At 66.3% G+C, this 18436-nt stretch carries 15 protein-coding genes; 12 read left to right on the top strand and 3 right to left on the bottom strand.

Annotation, left to right across the window (positions count from 1 at the left end):
* The first annotated feature begins 6 nt into the window (after positions 1 to 6).
* From bamA to R1H25_RS03135, 9 genes are all read left to right on the top strand, one after another.
* Positions 7 to 2370 carry an outer membrane protein assembly factor BamA gene (bamA, locus tag R1H25_RS03175; RefSeq protein ID WP_317222655.1) on the top strand — a complete coding sequence of 788 codons (2364 nt, stop codon included), beginning with the start codon at positions 7 to 9 and terminating at the stop codon, positions 2368 to 2370.
* Positions 2371 to 2754: 384 nt separating this feature from the next.
* A complete protein-coding gene (gene lpxD / locus R1H25_RS03170; protein ID WP_010486339.1) occupies positions 2755 to 3777 on the top strand; it encodes a UDP-3-O-(3-hydroxymyristoyl)glucosamine N-acyltransferase in 1023 nt (340 codons plus the stop codon).
* Positions 3774 to 4232, top strand: a complete 459-nt coding sequence (gene fabZ / locus R1H25_RS03165) for a 3-hydroxyacyl-ACP dehydratase FabZ (RefSeq protein WP_049445343.1) — start codon at positions 3774 to 3776, stop codon at positions 4230 to 4232. Before lpxD ends, fabZ begins: the two co-directional genes overlap by 4 nt.
* A gap of 16 nt (positions 4233 to 4248) precedes the next feature.
* Positions 4249 to 5040 carry an acyl-ACP--UDP-N-acetylglucosamine O-acyltransferase gene (gene lpxA / locus R1H25_RS03160; protein WP_057499592.1) on the top strand — a complete coding sequence of 264 codons (792 nt, stop codon included), beginning with the start codon at positions 4249 to 4251 and terminating at the stop codon, positions 5038 to 5040.
* 53 nt (positions 5041 to 5093) lie between these two features.
* Positions 5094 to 6296 (top strand): lipid-A-disaccharide synthase, encoded by a 1203-nt coding sequence (lpxB, locus tag R1H25_RS03155; protein WP_088480707.1) that lies wholly within the window; start codon positions 5094 to 5096, stop codon positions 6294 to 6296.
* Complete coding sequence (locus R1H25_RS03150) at positions 6293 to 6964, top strand: ribonuclease HII (RefSeq protein ID WP_317222654.1); 672 nt, start codon at positions 6293 to 6295, stop codon at positions 6962 to 6964. Before lpxB ends, R1H25_RS03150 begins: the two co-directional genes overlap by 4 nt.
* Before the next feature lie 277 nt (positions 6965 to 7241).
* Positions 7242 to 10835 carry a DNA polymerase III subunit alpha gene (dnaE, locus tag R1H25_RS03145; protein ID WP_049445354.1) on the top strand — a complete coding sequence of 1198 codons (3594 nt, stop codon included), beginning with the start codon at positions 7242 to 7244 and terminating at the stop codon, positions 10833 to 10835.
* Between the two features lie 56 nt (positions 10836 to 10891).
* On the top strand, positions 10892 to 11761 hold the full coding sequence (locus R1H25_RS03140) for a hypothetical protein (protein WP_049445357.1): 870 nt from the start codon (positions 10892 to 10894) through the stop codon (positions 11759 to 11761).
* A gap of 113 nt (positions 11762 to 11874) precedes the next feature.
* Positions 11875 to 12834, top strand: coding sequence for an acetyl-CoA carboxylase carboxyltransferase subunit alpha (locus R1H25_RS03135; protein ID WP_032128332.1), 960 nt, complete (start codon positions 11875 to 11877; stop codon positions 12832 to 12834).
* A gap of 119 nt (positions 12835 to 12953) precedes the next feature.
* Here R1H25_RS03135 and R1H25_RS03130 read toward each other — a convergent pair whose 3' ends face one another.
* Positions 12954 to 13409: a CopD family protein gene (locus tag R1H25_RS03130; protein ID WP_057497713.1), complete on the bottom strand. Its 456-nt coding sequence runs from the start codon at positions 13407 to 13409 to the stop codon at positions 12954 to 12956.
* Between the two features lie 148 nt (positions 13410 to 13557).
* On the opposite strand from R1H25_RS03130, the gene R1H25_RS03125 reads away from it, so the two are divergent.
* Positions 13558 to 14148, top strand: coding sequence for a class I SAM-dependent methyltransferase (locus R1H25_RS03125; RefSeq protein ID WP_049445359.1), 591 nt, complete (start codon positions 13558 to 13560; stop codon positions 14146 to 14148).
* Between the two features lie 93 nt (positions 14149 to 14241).
* On the top strand, positions 14242 to 15549 hold the full coding sequence (locus tag R1H25_RS03120) for a polyhydroxyalkanoate depolymerase (protein ID WP_317222652.1): 1308 nt from the start codon (positions 14242 to 14244) through the stop codon (positions 15547 to 15549).
* A 199-nt stretch (positions 15550 to 15748) separates the two neighbouring features.
* On the opposite strand, the gene R1H25_RS03115 is transcribed toward R1H25_RS03120, so the two are convergent.
* A complete protein-coding gene (locus R1H25_RS03115) occupies positions 15749 to 16738 on the bottom strand; it encodes a sensor domain-containing protein (RefSeq protein ID WP_317222651.1) in 990 nt (329 codons plus the stop codon).
* Positions 16735 to 17100: a PadR family transcriptional regulator gene (locus tag R1H25_RS03110; RefSeq protein ID WP_004150914.1), complete on the bottom strand. Its 366-nt coding sequence runs from the start codon at positions 17098 to 17100 to the stop codon at positions 16735 to 16737. Before R1H25_RS03110 ends, R1H25_RS03115 begins: the two co-directional genes overlap by 4 nt.
* Positions 17101 to 17236: 136 nt before the next feature.
* Between R1H25_RS03110 and R1H25_RS03105 the strand changes: the two genes are divergently transcribed.
* The gene (locus tag R1H25_RS03105; RefSeq protein WP_317222650.1) at positions 17237 to 18139 is read left to right on the top strand and encodes a peptidylprolyl isomerase; all 903 of its coding nucleotides are present in this window, start codon (positions 17237 to 17239) and stop codon (positions 18137 to 18139) included.
* The last annotated feature ends 297 nt before the right edge of the window (positions 18140 to 18436 follow it).

The following is an 18436-nucleotide window of genomic DNA, read 5'->3' as shown; positions in this document are numbered from 1 at the left end:
CGTGACATGACGCGACTCCCCAATCGCCGCCTGCTGGCCCTCGCCCTCGCCGCCGTCACCGGCGCTCCCGCCCTGGCCCAGGCAGCCGAGCCCTTCACTGTCAGCGACATCCGCGTGGATGGCCTGCAGCGCATCAGCTCGGGCACGGTGTTCACCTACCTGCCGGTGGAACGTGGCGAGACCATCACCGACAACAAGGTCGGCGAGACGATCCGCGCCCTGTACAAGACCGGCTTCTTTGAAGACGTGCAGCTGGACCGCCAGGGCAGCATCCTGGTGGTGACCGTCAAGGAACGCCCGGCAATCAACAAGCTGACCGTCACCGGCAACAAGGACATCAAGTCCGAGCAGCTGCTCAAGGGCCTGTCCGACATCGGCCTGACCGAAGGCGGCACCTTCGACCGCCTGAGCCTGGACCGCGTGACCCAGGAGCTTCGCCGCCAGTACAACGACCGCGGCAAGTACACCGTCGAGATCACCCCGACCGTGAGCCCGCTGGACCGCAACCGCGTGGACATCGCGATCGCGATCAAGGAAGGCAAGGCGGCCAAGATCCGCCACGTCAACCTGGTCGGCACCGAGAAGTTCGAGAGCAAGGACATCCTGGAGACCTGGGAGTCCAAGGAGCACAACTGGGCGTCGTGGTACCGCCGTGACGACCAGTACTCCAAGGAAAAGCTGTCCGGCGACCTGGAAAAGCTCAACTCCTGGTACCTGGACCGCGGCTATGTCGACTTCAGCATCGATTCCACCCAGGTCTCGATCAGCCCCGACAAGCGCGACATGTTTCTCACCGCCGGCGTGACCGAGGGTGCGCAGTACAAGATCTCCGAGATCAAGGTCAGCGGCGACACCATCCTCCCGCAGGAGGACGTCGAGCGCATGGTGATCCAGAAGCCGGGCGACACGTTCTCGCGTGCGCTGCTGGAGTTCAGCTCGGACACCATCACCAATTCCCTGTCCAACATCGGCTACGCGTTCGCCAAGGTGAACCCGATCCCGACCACCAACCGCCCCGACCAGACCGTGGCGATCAACATGCAGGTCGTCCCCGGCCCGCGCGTGTCGGTGCGTCGCATTCTGTTCCGCGGCAATACGCGTACGTCCGACGAAGTGATGCGTCGCGAAATGCGCCAGTTCGAGAACAGCTGGTACTCGCAGGCCGCGATCGACCGTTCCAAGATCCGCCTGCAGCGCCTGGGCTACTTCGAGTCCGTTGACGTCGAGACTCCGGCCGTCAGCGGCAGCAACGACCAGGTCGACGTCGTCTACAACGTCAAGGAAACCACCTCCGGCAGCTTCGTGTTCGGCCTGGGCTATTCGCAGTCCTATGGCATGACCACGTCGGTACAGCTGTCGCAGAACAACTTCCTCGGCGGCGGCAACCGTGTGTCGGTCGAAGCCTCGCGCAGCAGCTACCTGCAGCGCTATGGTTTCAGCTACACCAATCCGTACTTCACCGATGACGGCGTGTCGCTGGGCTACAACCTGTCCTGGCGCGAACTGGACTACTCCGACTTCAACACCGCGCAGTACAACAGCACCAATGGTTCGGCGCAGGTGGTGTTCGGCGTACCGATCACCGAGACCGATACTGTCTCGCTGATGTTCGGCATCGACAGCAATCAGATCACCACCTACCCGGGCTCCACCCCGCAGTCGATCATCGACTACATCAACGTGCTGGGCAGCAAGACCTTCCACGCGTGGCGCACGGAACTGGGCTGGGCACGCGACTCGCGCAACGACTACTTCATGCCGACCCGCGGTACCTACCAGCGCGTTGGCCTGGAGACGACGCTGCCGGGCTCGACCATCGAGTACTACAAGCTGAATTACCAGATCAGCAAGTACTGGCCGATCATGCCGTCGCTGGTCATCAACACCCGCGCTGAAGTCGGTTACGGCGACAGCTACGGCAAGGACAAGACCGCGATGGTGCCGGACAAGGACGGCAAACTGCGTCCGGTCACCGCATCGGGCCTGCCGTTCTACGAGAACTTCTATGCGGGTGGTACCAATTCGGTGCGCGGTTTCGAGGACAACACCCTCGGCCCGCGTGAAGTCACCAACGGCTATCCGGAAGGCCAGCCGCTGGGTGGTTCGCTGAAGACCGTCGGTTCGGTCGAAGCCTACTTCCCGCGCCTGTTCGACAGCCCGTCGGCACGCGTGTCGGCCTTCGTCGACTTCGGCAACGTGTACAACGGCACCAAGAACTTCAAGGCCAACGAACTGCGCGTGTCTACCGGTGTGGCCCTGCTGTGGCGCGCCCCGGTCGGCCCGATCTCGATCAGCTACGCCTTCCCGCTCAAGAAGGAAGACGATGACAAGGTCGAGCGTCTGCAATTCACGTTCGGTGGCCAGTTCTGAGGAACGTCGTTCCCCAGAACTGATCCACCTCCGGTGAATTGCCCGCGCATTTCACCTATCCCCCGCGCCGCTGGCGCGCCCCCCTTGACAAAGGGGGACTCTCCACCAGACGGGGTGCGAAGCGCCGGGCATTGCCCGGCGTTTTCGTTGTTGCAGATGACACTGCATGGCACGGGCTTTTGGTCGCGCTCGCGGGAAATTGTCCAGAGGCGGCGGGTGGCCCTGGACAGGACCGTTGGCGCCATGGATGGCGCCATCGAGCACCATGGAGGGGCTTTTGCGTGTCCTGGCCAGGGCCACCCGCCGCCTCCCGCCCGTATCAGGCAGGCGCCAAGCCCTGCCCCCCCGCATGACCGCAATGGCGTCACACGTTAAACTCCCGCCGTGAATACTCCCACCTACACCGCCCAGCAACTCGCCGAGCAGTTCGGCCTGCAGGTCCATGGCGACCCCGCCACCGCCATCCATGGCGTGGCCACCCTCGCCCATGCCGGTCCTGGCCAGCTGACCTTCCTCGCCAATCCACGCTACCGCGCCCAGCTGGCCGACAGCCAGGCCTCGCTGGTGGTCCTGCGTGCCGACGACGCCGAGGCCGCCCCCGGCGCCGCGCTCGTGGCCAAGGACCCCTACACCACCTTCGCCAAGATCGCCGCGCTGTTCGACATCGCGCCGACGCGGCCGCCGGGCATCCACCCCAGCGCCGTCATCGATCCCAGCGCCCAGGTTGCCGCCAGCGCGCATATCGGCCCGTTCGTCTCCGTCGGCGCACGCAGCGTGGTCGGCGAGAACTGCATCATCGGCACCGGCAGCGTGATCGGCGAAGACTGCAGCCTGGACAACGGCTGCGAGCTGATCGCGCGGGTCACCCTGGTCACCCGGGTCAAGCTCGGCAAGCGCGTCCGCGTGCACCCCGGTGCCGTGCTCGGCGCCGATGGCTTCGGCCTGGCGATGGACGCGGGCAAGTGGATCAAGGTGCCGCAGCTCGGCGGCGTCCGCATCGGCGACGACTGTGAGATCGGCGCGAACACCTGTGTCGACCGCGGCGCGCTGGAAGACACCGTGCTGGACGAGGACGTGCGCCTGGACAACCTGGTGCAGATCGCACACAACGTGCAGATCGGCGCGCACTCGGCCATCGCCGGCTGCACCGGCATCGCCGGCAGCGCCAAGATCGGCCGCTACTGCCTGCTCGGCGGCCACGTCGGCGTGGTCGGCCACCTTGAGATCTGCGACAAGGTCGTGATCACCGGCAAGTCGGTGGTCCGCAACTCCATCCATGAGCCGGGCGAGTACTCGTCCGGCACCCCGTTGACCGATAACCGCACGTGGCGCAAGAACGCCGCGCGCTTCAAGCAGCTGGACGCATTGGCTCGCCGCGTCCTGGCCGCTGGCAAGGAGAAAGAATGAACGACACGCTGCAGCTTCCTATCGACGTCTGCGAGATCCAGGAACTGCTCCCGCACCGTTACCCGTTCCTGCTGGTGGACCGGGTGCTTGAACTCGACATCGAGGCCAAGCGCATCCTGGCGCAGAAGAACGTCAGCATCAACGAGCCGTTCTTCCAGGGCCACTTCCCCGGCCGCCCGATCATGCCCGGCGTGCTGATCATCGAAGCGCTGGCCCAGGCCGGTGGCGTGATGACCCAGCTCACGCTTGGCCGCGATGCGCAGTCCAAGCTGTTCTACATGGTCAAGGTGGAAAACGCCCGCTTCAACAAGCAGGTCGTGCCCGGCGACGTGCTGATGCTCGATGTGCAGATGAAGCGTCTGATCCGCAACATGGGCTGGTACTACGGCGAAGCCAAGGTCAACGGTGAAGTCGTTGCCTCAGCCGAAGTCATGTGCGCCGGCGCCAAGGGCTGATCCACTGGAGGCAGGAATGACTGACAACGCACCGCGGATCCACCCGACCGCCGTCATCGACCCGGCCGCGCGCCTGGCCGATGACGTGCAGGTGGGCGCCTTCACCCTGATCGGGGCCGATGTGGAAATCGGTGCCGGCACGGTGGTCGGCCCCCACTGCAGCATCCACGGCCCGACCCGGATCGGCCGCGACAACCGCTTCATCGGCCACGCCGCGATCGGTGGCGAACCGCAGGACAAGAAGTTCGGCGGCGAGCGCACCGAACTGGTGATCGGCGACCGCAACGTGTTCCGCGAATTCGTCACGCTGAACCGTGGCACCGGCGGCGGCGGCGGCATCACCACCATCGGCAACGACAACTGGATGCTGGCCTACACGCACGTGGCGCATGACTGCCACGTCGGCAACTTCTGCGTGTTCTCCAACAACACCACGCTGGCCGGCCACGTGACCGTAGGCGACTACGTGATCATCAGCGGCTTCGCCGGCGCCCACCAGTTCTGTCGCATCGGTGCCCACGCCTTCCTCGGCATGGGTGCGCTGACCAATGGCGACGTGCCGCCCTTCACCATGGTCGGCACCGATTCGCTGGGCCGCCCGCGCGGCATCAACAGCGAAGGCCTGAAGCGCCGCGGCTTCGACGCAGAGCGTATCTCCGCCATCAAGCGTGCCTATCGGACGCTGTACGTGGCGGGCCTGCCGCTGGCCGAAGCCAAGGTGCAGCTGACAGAACAGGCGCGTGACAGCGATGACGTGAAGGCGATGCTGGACTTCATCGAGCACGCCGAGAGGCCCTTGCTGCGATGAGCAGCATGACCGGCCAGGCGCCGGCCGGCGCCGCCGTGATTCCGCTGGCCTCGATGGCCGGCAGCGTCCCCGCGCAGCGGGTGCTCAGCGAGCGTCCGTTGCGCATAGCGCTGGTGGCGGGCGAAGCCTCCGGCGATCTGCTCGGTGCGGGCCTGGTACGCGAACTGAAAGCGCGTTTTCCGAATGCCGAGTTCGCCGGCATCGGTGGCGATGCCATGCGCAGCGCCGGCTGCCAGACGTGGCACGATGCCAGCGAGCTGGCGGTGATGGGCCTGACCGAAGTACTGCGCCACCTGCCGCGCCTGCTCAAGCTGCGCTCGGCGTTCCGGCAGCGTGCGCTGGACTGGCAGCCGGATGTGTTCATCGGCATCGACGCGCCCGACTTCAACCTGGGCATCGAGCGTTGGCTGAAGCAGCGCGGCGTACGCACCGTGCATTACGTCAGCCCCTCGGTCTGGGCCTGGCGCGAGAAGCGCGCCGAGAAGATCGGCAGCAGCGCCGACCTGGTGCTGTGCCTGTTCCCGATGGAACCGCCGATCTATGCCAAGCACGGCATCGACGCGCGCTTCGTCGGCCATCCGATGGCCGATGACATCCCGCTGCAGGGCAACCGCGAGGAAGCGCGCGCCGCGCTCGGTCTACCGACCTCGGCCAAGGTGCTGGCGGTGTTGCCCGGCAGCCGCCTGGGCGAAATCTCGCGCCTCGGTGAACCGTTCTTCGAGGCGGCCTGGCAGGTCTCCGAACGCATCCCGGGCCTGCACGTGGTGGTGCCTGCCGCCAACCCCGCCTGCAAGCGCCTGATCGAAGAGCAGCTGTCGCGCTCTGCATTGCCGGTTGCGTACTCGCATGTGCTCGACGGCCAGGCACGCAACGCGATGATCGCCGCCGACGTGGTGGTGCTGGCGTCCGGTACCGCGACGCTGGAGGCAATGCTGGTGAAGCGACCGATGGTGGTCGGCTACCGTGTCAACGAACTGACCTACCGTCTGGTCAAGGCATTCGGCCTGATCAAGGTCGACCGCTTCGCCCTGCCCAACATCCTGGCCGGCCAGGACCTGGCACCGGAACTGATGCAGCACGACTGCACGCCGGACAAGCTGGCTGCGGCCATCCAGCAGTGGTTCGACCACCCACAACGGGTAACCGACCTGCAGGACACCTACGCGCGCCTGCATGAGCGCCTGCGTCGCAACGCCTCGGCCCGCGCCGCCGATGCCGTCGGCGAGCTGCTGATGCGCAACCAGGCCCAGGCATGAGCCGCCGCCACGCCGCTGCGGCCAGCCTTGCCCTGTTCGACGGCGCAGCCGTGGTCGAGCCGGAACGCCTGGTCGCCGGCGTCGACGAAGCCGGCCGGGGTCCGCTGGCCGGGCCGGTGGCGGTGGCCGCCGTGGTGTTCGATCCATCCCGGCCGCGCATCAATGGCCTGGACGATTCCAAGCAGCTCACCGCCGCCCGCCGCGAGCAGCTGCATGACCGCATCATCGAACGGGCCCTGGCCTGGCACGTGGTGCTGGTGGACGTGGACACCATCGACCGCCTGAACATCTACCAGGCCACCCTGCAGGGCATGCGCGATGTTGTTGCTGCGGTGGCCCACGTGGCCGGCTTCGCCCGCATTGATGGCAACGTGGTGCCCAAGGGCCTGGTACTGCCGGCGCAGGCGCTGGTCGGCGGCGATGGCATCGATCGCACGATCATGGCCGCCTCGATCCTGGCCAAGGTCTCGCGCGACCGTTACATGCAGGACGTGCATGCCCGCCACCCGCAGTACGGTTTCGAACAGCACAAGGGCTATGGCACCCCGGCCCACCTGGCCGCCCTGCGCACGCATGGCCCCTGCGACGAGCACCGACGCAGCTTCGCCCCGGTGCGCGACTGCCTGGAAATGCCGCAGGTTGTGGCCGCCGACATCGCGATGGCCTGAATCGCCTGAACGGAGGCTGCGACCCGTCTGGGGAAGAGTCCCCCTGAGTCAGGGGGACGCGCCAAGGGCGCGGGGGTCTGGAAGCATGGTGAGACGGGGCCCGCGGTTCGCCTGCGAACCGTGGGAAGCGATAGCGCGAATGCGATATCGCGTACCGTCAAGTCCTTGTCGCAACCCCCTGCCCTCGCTACCCTGACCGGGCACTCCAGCGCTTCCCGACCCCGGCGACGATTTCCCCGTCAGCACCCGGGGCCCGCGCGCTCCAACCTGGTCCGGCATGTCCAACTCCCGCTTCGTACATCTCCACGTCCACACCGAGTTCTCGCTGGCGGACTCCACCATCCGTGTGCCGGCCAAACCGGACCAGGCAGACCCGAAGAAGGCCAAGCAGGCCAACCTGCTGTCGCGCTCGGTCGAGCTCGGGCTGCCCGCGCTGGCGGTGACCGACCTCAACAACCTGTTCGCGCTGGTCAAGTTCTACAAGGCCGCCGAAGGCGTAGGCATCAAGCCGATCGCCGGCGCCGACGTGCTGATCGCCGAAGAGGGCCAGGACCCGTGGCGGATGACGCTGCTGTGCCGCGACCGCGAGGGCTACCTGAGCCTGTCCCGGCTGCTGACCCGCGCCTGGATGGAGGGCCATCGCCCCGAGGGCGGCGTGGCCGTGCACCCGGACTGGCTGAAGGCCGGCAACGCCAACCTGTTCGCATTGGCCGGGCGGCAGAGCCTGGCCGGGCGCCTGGCGCTGGACGGCAAGCATGAACTGGCCGAGCAGCAGCTGGCCGACTGGCAGCGCGTGTTCGGCGATGGCCTGCACCTGGAGCTGACCCGCACCGGCCGCGAGGGCGAGGAAACGTTCAACCAGTTCGCGCTGATGGCCGCCGGCCAGCGTGGCCTGCCGGTAGTGGCCAGCAACGATGTGCGCTTCCTGGCACCCACCGATTTCAGCGCGCACGAAGCGCGCGTGTGCATTTCCACCGGCCGCGTGCTGGACGACCCCAAGCGCCCGCGCGAGTACAGCGACCAGCAGTACCTGAAATCGGCCGAGGAGATGTGCGCGCTGTTCGCCGACATCCCCGATGCGATCGACAACACGCTGGCGCTGGCCGAGCGCTGCAACATCGAGATGCGGCTGGGCACCTACTTCCTGCCCAACTACCCGGTGCCCGACGACGAGACCCTGGACACCTGGATCCAGAAGATGTCGCGTGACGGCCTGGAAGAGCGCCTGGAGAAGAATCCGCTGGCGCCGGGCAAGACCCGCGAGGAGTACTTCGAACGCCTGGAGTTCGAGCTCAACACCATCATCAAGATGGGCTTCCCGGGCTACTTCCTGATCGTTGCCGACTTCATCCAGTGGGGCAAGAACCAGGGCATTCCGATCGGTCCCGGCCGTGGTTCGGGTGCCGGTTCGCTGGTGGCGTGGGCGCTGAAGATCACCGACCTGGACCCGCTGCCGTACAACCTGCTGTTCGAGCGCTTCCTGAACCCGGAACGCGTGTCGATGCCCGACTTTGACATCGACTTCTGCATGGACCGCCGCGACGAGGTGATCGACTATGTCGCGCGCAAGTACGGGCGCGAGCGCGTCAGCCAGATCATCACCTACGGCACCATGGCCGCCAAGGCGGTGGTGCGCGACTCCGGCCGCGTGCTGGGCTTCCCGTACGGCCTGGTCGACGGCGTCTCAAAGCTGATCCCGAACATCCTCGGCATCCACCTGAAGGATGCGCTGGGCAAGGGCAAGGAAGGCCCCAGCTCGGAAATGGCCTCTGCCGAACTAATCCAGCGCTACGAGACCGAGGACGATGTCCGCGACCTGATCGACCTGGCGCTGCAGCTAGAAGACCTGACCCGCAACGCCGGCAAGCACGCCGGTGGCGTGGTGATCGGGCCCGAGCCGCTGAGCGAGTTCTGCCCGCTCTACGCCGAACACGACGAGAACGGCCTGGGCAAGAACCCGGTCACCCAGTTCGACAAGAACGACGTGGAAGAAGTGGGCCTGGTGAAGTTCGACTTCCTCGGCCTGCGCACGCTGACCATCATCGACTGGGCGGTGAAGGCGATCAACAAGCGCCATGAGCGCGCCGGCATTCCGCCGGTGGACATCGCCGCGATTCCGCTGGACGACACGCCCACCTACAAGGACATCTTCGCCAACGGCAATACCGGCGCGGTGTTCCAGTTCGAATCCTCGGGCATGCGCCGCCTGCTGAAGGACGCGCGACCCGACCGTTTCGAAGACCTGATCGCACTGGTGTCGCTGTACCGCCCCGGCCCGATGGACCTGATTCCTTCGTTCAACGCGCGTAAGCACGGCCAGGAAGAAATCATCTATCCCGATCCGCGCACCGAAGCCATCCTGAAGGACACCTACGGCATCATGGTGTACCAGGAGCAGGTGATGCAGATGGCGCAGATCGTCGGCGGCTACTCGCTGGGCGGCGCCGACCTGCTGCGCCGCGCGATGGGCAAGAAGGTGCCGGCCGAAATGGCCAAGCACCGCGAGATCTTCCGCGAAGGCGCGGCCAAGGACGGCGTGGACGAGGCCAAGGCCGACGCGATCTTCGACCTGATGGAGAAGTTCGCCGGCTACGGCTTCAACAAGTCGCACGCCGCCGCCTACGCGCTGGTCAGCTACCAGACCGCGTGGTTGAAGCGCCATTACCCGGCCGAGTTCATGGCGGCCACGCTGTCCTCGGACCTGGACAACACCGAGAAGGTGGTCGGCTTCCTGGATGAGGTGCGCAACCTCGGCCTGACCGTGCTGCCGCCCAAGGTGAACCACTCCGCCTTCATGTTCGAAGCGGTGACGCCGGACACCATCCAGTACGGCCTCGGTGCGATCAAGGGCGTTGGCCAGGGGGCCTGCGAGGCGGTGGTCGAAGAGCGGCTGAAAGGCGGCCCGTTCAAGGACCTGCTCGACTTCTGCACCCGCGTCGGCTCGGCCAAGCTCAACCGGCGCACGCTGGAAGCGATGATCAACTGTGGTGCGCTGGACGAGCTCGGCCGCAACCGTGCCTCGCTGATGCTGCAGCTGCCGGAGGTGATCAAGGCTACCGACCAGATGGCGCGCGAGCGCGCTTCGGGGCAGAACTCGCTGTTCGGTGGCCCCGATCCGAGCACCGTTTCGATCCAGCTGGACCTGCCCGAAGCCGAGGAATGGCCGCTGCTGCAGCGCCTGAACGGCGAGCGCGACACACTGGGCTTCTACCTCAGTGGACACCCGTTCGATCCCTGGCGCGACGATGTGCGCGACCTGGTCGGCAACGACCTGGGCTCGGTGGAGAAGATCTGGAGCGCCAACAGCGGTGGCGGCGGTGGTGGTGGCGAGAAGCGCTGGCGCCCGGAAGTGCAGACCGTGCTGGCCGGCCAGGTGGTCGGCGTGCGCCGCAAGGGCGAGAGCCAGATCTTCATCCAGCTCGAGGATGGCCGCGGCCGCGTCGAGTGCAGCGCGTTCTCCGACGCGATGGCCGAGTTCGGTCATCTGATGACCAAGGACCGCATCCTGGTGGTCAAGGGCGGCCTGCGCGAGGACGAATTCAACGGCGGCTTCGCGCTGCGCATCCGCCAGTGCTGGGACTTCGACGAAGTCTGCGCCAACTACGCCACGCGCCTGTCGCTGCGCTTGGACCTGCGCCAGCAGCGCCCGGTCTGGGAGCGCATCGATGCCCTGCTTGATCGCCATCGCCCGGGGCGCACGCCGCTGCGCCTGGACCTGCTGCTGAAGGGTCCGCACGGCGGCGTCGCCGGCATGCTCGATGTGTCCGGGCAGAGCGCGGTGCGCATCGATTCCAAGCTGATGGAGGCACTGCGCGCCGATCCCGCCGTGCGCACGCTGAAGGTGCGCTACAGCCCGCCTTGGGCCAGCTGAGGTCGGCTCCTCCGTATTCCTGTTTTTCCCGTTCCAGTCATCAAGGACGATTGCCAATGAAGACCCTGCTGTTCCCGTTCGCCGCCGCGCTGGCCCTGGCCGCCTGTTCGCCCTCGAAGGTCGAGTTCCAGATCGACAACCCGACCGATGCGCCGCTGGCCCTGAGCATCGATGGCAAGGACCTGCCGGTCGCCGCACAGGGCTCGCGCCCGATCTCGCTGGCCGTGGGCGAGCATCGCCTGCACACCGACAAGCTCGGCGACGTGCGCTTCATCGTCTACGTGGACGGTCGTGGCGGCCTGATCAACCCGACCCTGAGCGAGTACGTGATCGCCCGCGAGATCTATGTCACCGACGAGAGCAAGCTGAAGAACTTCGGCACCGGCAAGGCCGGCATCGAGCTGGGCGGTGTCGACTTCGAAGGCCCGTTCGAGAAGAGCCACGAACTGTTCATCGACAAGACCTGGACCTACGGCGTGCGCGAACCCTTCCCGAAGGAAAAAGTGGTGGCCCACGTCGACGCCAGTGGTGGCCAGATCGTGGCCAAGGTGTTCACCGCGCCGGACTTCATCGCTTACGTGGAAGAAGGCATGGGCGAGCCCGGCGCGTTCAAGCGCGAGCAGCCGGCCGGCTACGTGGCCCCGGCGTTCAGCCTGGAACCGGCCCCGGCCAGCCTGCCGGCGCTGGTGCCGGCCTTCGAGGCGCATGCCGCGCCGCTGCGCGAGGTCTATGCGCGCTGGCTGAAGGCCACCACCGCCGATGAACAGAAGGCCCTGCGCAAGCAGGACTTCGCCGCGCAGATGGCCTTCACCTCGGCCACCGCCACCCTGGGCAGCGGGTTGGGGCGTGAAGCCAACGAGGCCTACAACGACTTCGTTTCCCAGCGCAGCCAGCTGATGGGCCGCAGCGCGCTGGTGGTGCCCTGAGCTGACTGGCACGCCCCGCCCGGCTGCGCTACCGTCGCCTTCCAGACGAAGGCGTACGGGTGGTTTGCACGCATTCGGCTAGAATTCCCCTCTTCTTTACACGACGGCTTCCTATGAATCCGAACTACCTCGACTTCGAGCAACCCATCGCCGACCTGGAAGCCAAGATCCAGGAACTGCGCAACGCCAGTGCCGGGCCGGCGGTCAATGTCGAGGCGGAAGTGCACGCGCTGCAGGACAAGCTGCGCATGCGCACCGCGCAGATCTTCCGCAACCTGACCTCGTGGCAGGTGCTGCAGCTGGCCCGTCATCCGTCGCGCCCGTACACCGCCGACTACCTCCGCGTCATGTTCGATGAGTTCCAGGAGCTGGCCGGCGACCGTGCCTTCGCCGACGACAAGGCGATCATGGGTGGCCTGGCCCGCATCAACGGCCGTGCAGTGATGGTGATCGGCCACCAGAAGGGCCGCGACACCAAGGAAAAGATCAAGCGCAACTTCGGCATGCCCAAGCCGGAGGGCTACCGCAAGGCGCTGCGCCTGATGAAGATGGCCGAGCGCTTCGGCCTGCCGGTGCTGACCCTGATCGACACCGCCGGCGCCTGGCCGGGCATCGACGCTGAATCGCGCGGCCAGTCCGAAGCGATCGCGCGCAACCTGATCGAGATGGCCGAGCTGAAGGTGCCGATCATCTGCACCGTGATCGGTGAGGGCGGCTCCGGCGGCGCGTTGGCGCTGGGCGTGGGCGACCGCACCGTGATGCTGGAGTACTCGGTGTACTCGACCATCACCCCGGAAGGCTGCGCCTCGATCCTGTGGAAGGACGCCGGCAAGGCCAAGGACGCCGCCGAACAGCTGGGCCTGACCGCGCCGCGCCTGAAGAGCCTGGGCCTGGTCGACAAGGTCGTGCGCGAGCCGACCGGTGGCGCCCACCGCAACCCGACGCAGATGGCCAAGCGCCTGAAAGCGGTGCTGCTGAACGAACTGGACGCGCTGGACAAGCTGTCCACCGAACAGCTGCTGGAACAGCGCTACGCGCGCCTGCGCAGCTACGGCACGTACGAAGCGGCCTGATAGGCCGCGCTGCCATTCTGTAGAGTCGAGCCATGCTCGACTGCTGTTGATCGAAGCAGTCGAGCATGGCTCGACTCTACAAGGGCCCCTCCACGCATGAAGTGGATCTACCGGGCATGTCAGAACGGCTTGGCCAGCACCAGCCATACGATCGGAATGAAGGCCAGCAGCGGGATCTCGTTGATCCAGCGCAGCGCGCGCGACGACGGCAGCGCCCTGCCCTTGGCCACGCCCTTGAGCAGGCGGCCGATCCAGCCGAAGTACACCAACAGCAGCACCACCAGCCCCAGCTTGGCGTGCAGCCAGCCGGCGCCGCCGGGCGCGACCATGGTCGGGAAATCGGGGATGACCCTGTAGCCCAGCCACAGCACCAGACCGAGCAGGAATGCCAGCCCGAACATCGAGTGGCCGAAGCGGTACAGGCGCAGGCCCATCAGCTGCAGGCGCTCGGTCACCGCCGGCTGGCCTGCAGTCTCGGCCAGGTTCACCAGGATACGCGGCAGATAGAACACCGTGGCCATCCACGCCACCACGAACACGATGTGGAAGGTCTTGACCCAGTAGTAGCTCTGCATGCGCTCGCTCCGGCGGCTGGCGTAGGTTGGCGGCCATTCTCGCATGCCGTGGCGAAGCCGCTGCAGGCACGCACGCCGCGACACATCGACGCATGGCGCGTCGCAACACCGTACGATAGGCGCCGTTTCCCCGATCGTGCACCGCCCCATGGACAAGACCTACGACGCCGCCTATTTCCAACGCTGGTACCGCCGTGCAGACATCGGCGGCAGCGCCCGCCTGGCGCGAAAGGTCGCGTTGGCCGTGGCCAGTGCCGAGTACTACCTGGAGCGGCCGATCCGCAGTGTGCTGGACATCGGCTGCGGTGAAGGCGCCTGGCGTGCGCCCCTGCTGAAGCTGCGTCCGAAGGTCGAATACCTCGGCTTCGACAGCAGCGAGTACGCTGTGCGCCGCTACGGCAGGACCCGCAACCTGCACATGGCCCGCTTCGGCGATTTCGCCTGGCTGCGGCCCTGTGCCCCGGTCGACCTGCTGATCTGCTCGGACGTGATGCACTACGTGCCCGACCGCGAGCTGCGTGCAGGACTGGCCGGCGTGGCCGAGCTGACCGGCGGCGTGGCCTTCCTGGAGACCTTCGCCGCCGAGGATGCGTTCGAGGGCGACCACGACGGCTTCCAGGCCCGCCCAGCGCGCTGGTACCGCCGCACGCTGGCCCGGCAGGGCTTGCAGCCGGTAGGGTCACACTGCTGGCTCGGCCCCGCTCTGGCTGGCGATACGGCGGCTCTGGAACGGATGTGAATCCGGATTCATTATTTTCAGCGAACTTAACCTGCGGGACACCCGGATGGGATATGCTGCGCGGCAACATATGACCATACATATTCGGTCGTCATGCTCTATCAACTGCACGAACTGACCCGCAACCTGCTCGCCCCCTGGGTGCACCAGGCCCAGGCCAACGCCAGGTTCTTCGCCAACCAGGGCCACTGGTGGTCGCAGATGCCCGGCGCTGATCGCCTGGCGGCGGTCAATGAACTCTTCCACCGCATCGGCAAGGATTACGAGAAGCCCGAGTGGGGCATCAACGAAATCGACGTCGATGGCGAACGCGTGCCGATCGTCGTACACGAGGAAGTAAGCAAGCCGTTCTGCAAGCTGCTGCGCTTCAAGCGCCACAGCAATGAAGCCGACCAGCTGCACACCATGCTCAACCAGCCGTTCGTGCTGGTGGTGGCGCCGCTGTCCGGCCACCACGCCACGCTGCTGCGCGATACCGTGCGCACGCTGCTGCGCGACCACCGCGTGTACGTCACCGACTGGGTGGATGCGCGCATGGTGCCGTCCAGCGAAGGCGAGTTCGGCCTGGACGACTACATCGCCTACATCCAGGAATTCATTCGCCACCTCGGCGTGGAGCGCCTGCACGTGGTAAGCGTGTGCCAGCCGACCGTACCGGTACTGGCTGCGGTTTCGCTGATGGCCAGCCGTGGCGAGCCGACCCCGCGCACGCTGGTGATGATGGGTGGCCCGATCGATGCGCGCTGCAGCCCGACCGCAGTGAACAACCTGGCCACGCAGAACCCGCTGTCGTGGTTCGAGAACAACGTCATCCACACCGTGCCGGCAAGTTATCCGGGGGCCGGCCGTCGCGTGTATCCGGGCTTCCTGCAGCACGCCGGCTTCCTGTCGATGAACCCGAGCCGCCACTTCAGCTCGCACTGGGATTTCTACACCGACCTGGTCAAGGGCGACCTGGAAGACGCCGACGCGCACCGTCGTTTCTACGACGAGTACAACGCGGTGCTGGACATGCCGGCCAAGTACTACCTGGATACGATTTCCGTGGTGTTCCAGGACTTCCTGCTGCCGCGTGGCGAGTGGGTGGTCAACGGCGAGAAGGTCGATCCGTCGGCGATCCGCGATACCGCGCTGCTCAGCATCGAAGGCGAACTGGACGATATCGCCGGCCTCGGCCAGACCGAAGCGGCGCAGGCGCTGTGCACCGGCATCGACGCTGACCGCCGTGAGCATTTCATTGTCGAAGGTGCCGGCCACTACGGCATCTTCAGCGGCCGTCGCTGGCGCGAAGTGGTGTACCCGAAGGTGCGCGACTTCTTCGCCGCGCATGCCGAGGCACCGGCGGCGAAGGCCGCGAAGAAGAAGAGCAACGTCACCCCGTTGCGCCGAAAGGCGGGATAGCTCGCCTCTGGTAGATGCCAACCTTGGTCGGTACGTCCTGGTAGATGCCAACCTTGGTTGGCGCTCTGCCGTGAATCCCGATGCCGGCGACATCGTGCCAACCAAGGTTGGCACCTACCAAAGCGGATCCCGGCAAACGTCCCGACGCTGATGGAGCGTGCCAACCAAGGTTGGCACCTACCAATGCGTGGATTTCCGCTTACAACCGCACCAGCAGGTTCTTGGCGATCAGCCCGTGCAGCTTGCCGATGCCGCGTGCCAGATGCATCGTCAACAGCAGCAACAACGCGCCGACAGCAGCAACCACGATCCCCACCAGCGGCGAGGCCGCCATCGGCAGTACATTCACGTCGTTGATGTACACGCCGGGGATGTCGCCACTGAAGATGGCCGCAACCGGTGCCCAGATCAGGCTCAGCGACAGCGACAGCAACGTCACCGCGAGGGTGAAGTAGACCACGCCCAGCGGCAGCATCAGCACGAAGTACAGCAGGGTCAGCCAGGTGCGGCCATCGGTGAACATGTCGCCGATGCGCTGCAGCCAGGTGCGGCTGCGGTCGGTGTAACGCGGGCGGCGCGGCATGCGTTCGCCCAGCAGCGCTTCCACCAGCCGTCCTTCCAGCAGCGCCAGCCCGCGCACCGAGCCGAAGAACAGCACGGTCAACGGAATGCCGACGATCAGGATCAGCAGGCCCAGTGACAGCGACAGGCCGGTGACCACCCAGGTGAAGAAGAAGATGCCGGTGGCCAGCGACAGCAGCATGTAGAACAGCGCGCCATAGGTGTGCGGATCGGTCACCACGCCGAAGAAGCGCGCCAGCAGCGAGCGCTGCACCGGCACCGGCAGCGGTGCAGCTGGCTCGACGCCACTGGCTTCGGCCGCCGCACGCAGCACCGGTGCGGTATCCGCACGCGGCGTACGCAGCGCGCGGTTCACCGTCACTTCGGTCTCGCGGTAGATCTCGGCCACTTCGTCCGGCGCGCCATAGCTGCCGGCAACGTCGGCGATCACCTCGGCCTCGCTGCGGCCGGGCTGCGCCGCCAGCTCCGAACGCAGGTACTCCTCGGCGTCGTACAGCGCGTCCTGCACCATCGCCGGGTCGGCACCTTCCAGTGCCGCGCGCAGCTGCGCCAGGTACTGCGGGATGGTCGTGGGCAGGGCTCGGCCTGCCAGGCTCGGGTCGTTCATTGCGGTACCCCCTCCAACACGGAATCGACGGAATCGCGAGTGGCCTGCCAGGCCTGGCGCCACTGCGCCAGCACCTCGCGGCCACGTTCATTGATGCGGTAGTAGCGCCGCGGCGGCCCGCTGCTGGACGGCTCCACATGGCTTTCCAGCAGCCCAGCGCCCTCCAGGTTGCGCAGCACCGGGTACAGCGCGCTCTGCTTGCCGCTCAGCACGCCCTCGCCCACCCGCTCCAGCTCCTTGGCAATGAGGTAGCCGTACAGCGGCTCCCCGGCCCGGGCCAGCACCGCCAGCAGGGCCAGCGACACCGTTCCGGCGCTGAGCTCCTTCTGGAACTTCTTCAGGTGGACATCGTCCTCGGACATGACCGGCCCTCCTCTACGTTGAAGTCCACAGTAGTGCGAAGTTCGGTATAGCGAATGTGTCGTTAGTCATCGTGCCGGTTGGCGAGACCAGGCCGCTCGCGCAGAATCAAAGCCTCGTTCATGTTCCGGGGTTCCCATGCCGCACCGTCGTCGCCTTGCCCTGACCGCTCTCGCCTTCGCCTGCCTGCTGCCCGCGCTGGCCAGTGCAGCCACGCCCTACCGCAGCCCGCAGCAGATCCTCGACGCATCGGCGGCCAGCGACTGGCGCACCCCGGACCCGGCCAATCTGCTGTACATGGACCTGCCGGCCGGACGGGTGATCATCGAGCTGGCGCCGCAGTTCGCCCCGCGCCATGTCGCCAACATCCAGACCTTCGCCCACGAGCACTTCTGGGACAGCACCAGCATCTACCGCTCGCAGGACAACTTCGTGGTGCAGTTCGGCGATGCCGACGCCGATGACGCGGCCAAGGCCAAGCCGTTCGGCAGCGCCGCGCGCAAGCTGCCGGCCGAGTTCGAACGCGCCAGCGCCGGCCTGAAGGTCAGCGTGCTGCCGGATCGCGATGGCTGGGCCGCGCAGACCGGTTTCGTCGACGGCTTCCCGGTCGGCCAGGACCCGCAGGCTGGCAAGGCCTGGCTGGCGCATTGCTACGGCATGCTGGGCGCGGGCCGCAGCAACGAGGAAGACAGCAGCATCGGTGCCGAACTGTACGTGGTGACCGGCCAGTCACCGCGTCAGCTGGACCGCAACATCACCCTGGTCGGTCGCGTGCTGAAAGGCATGGAGCTGCTCAGCGCAACGCCGCGCGGACCGGCGCCGATGGGCTTCTACACCGACCCGAAAATGCGCACGCCGATCGTATCGATCCGCCGTGCCAGTGATGTGCCGGCGGCCGAGCGCACGCCGATCCAGGTACTGCGTACCGACTCGAAGACCTTTGCCGATACGGTGGAGGCACGTCGCAATCGCGTGGATGATTTCTACAAGCGCCCGGCGGGGCATATCGATCTCTGCAATATTCCGGTTCCGGTGAAGTAACGCCGTCGCGGGTTCAGCGCGTGGCGCGTGCTGAAGGTGCTTCATCGTTCATGGGCGTCAATTTTCTTTGTACGCAAAGAAAAGTAACCAAAAGAAACGTTCCGCCAGTCGCGAGCCGCCGTGCTTCGCACGCCGGGTCCCCTGCGCTTCTCCGTGAATCAGGGGACGGTGTGCAGAAGGCAGCCGACTAACAGTCGGCTCTACAGGACATCGGCGCCTCTTCGCCCCTGATTCCCCTGCGATGCTCGGCTCGCTCAAGGCGGACTAGGGTGTCAAGATCAACGGCAAGAGCATCCA

The sequence above is a fragment of the Stenotrophomonas veracruzanensis genome, from assembly GCF_032911525.1.
Taxonomy (GTDB): domain Bacteria; phylum Pseudomonadota; class Gammaproteobacteria; order Xanthomonadales; family Xanthomonadaceae; genus Stenotrophomonas; species Stenotrophomonas africana.
The sequence above is the reverse complement of the archived record's forward strand: the minus strand, read 5'-3'. Positions and strand labels throughout refer to the sequence as shown.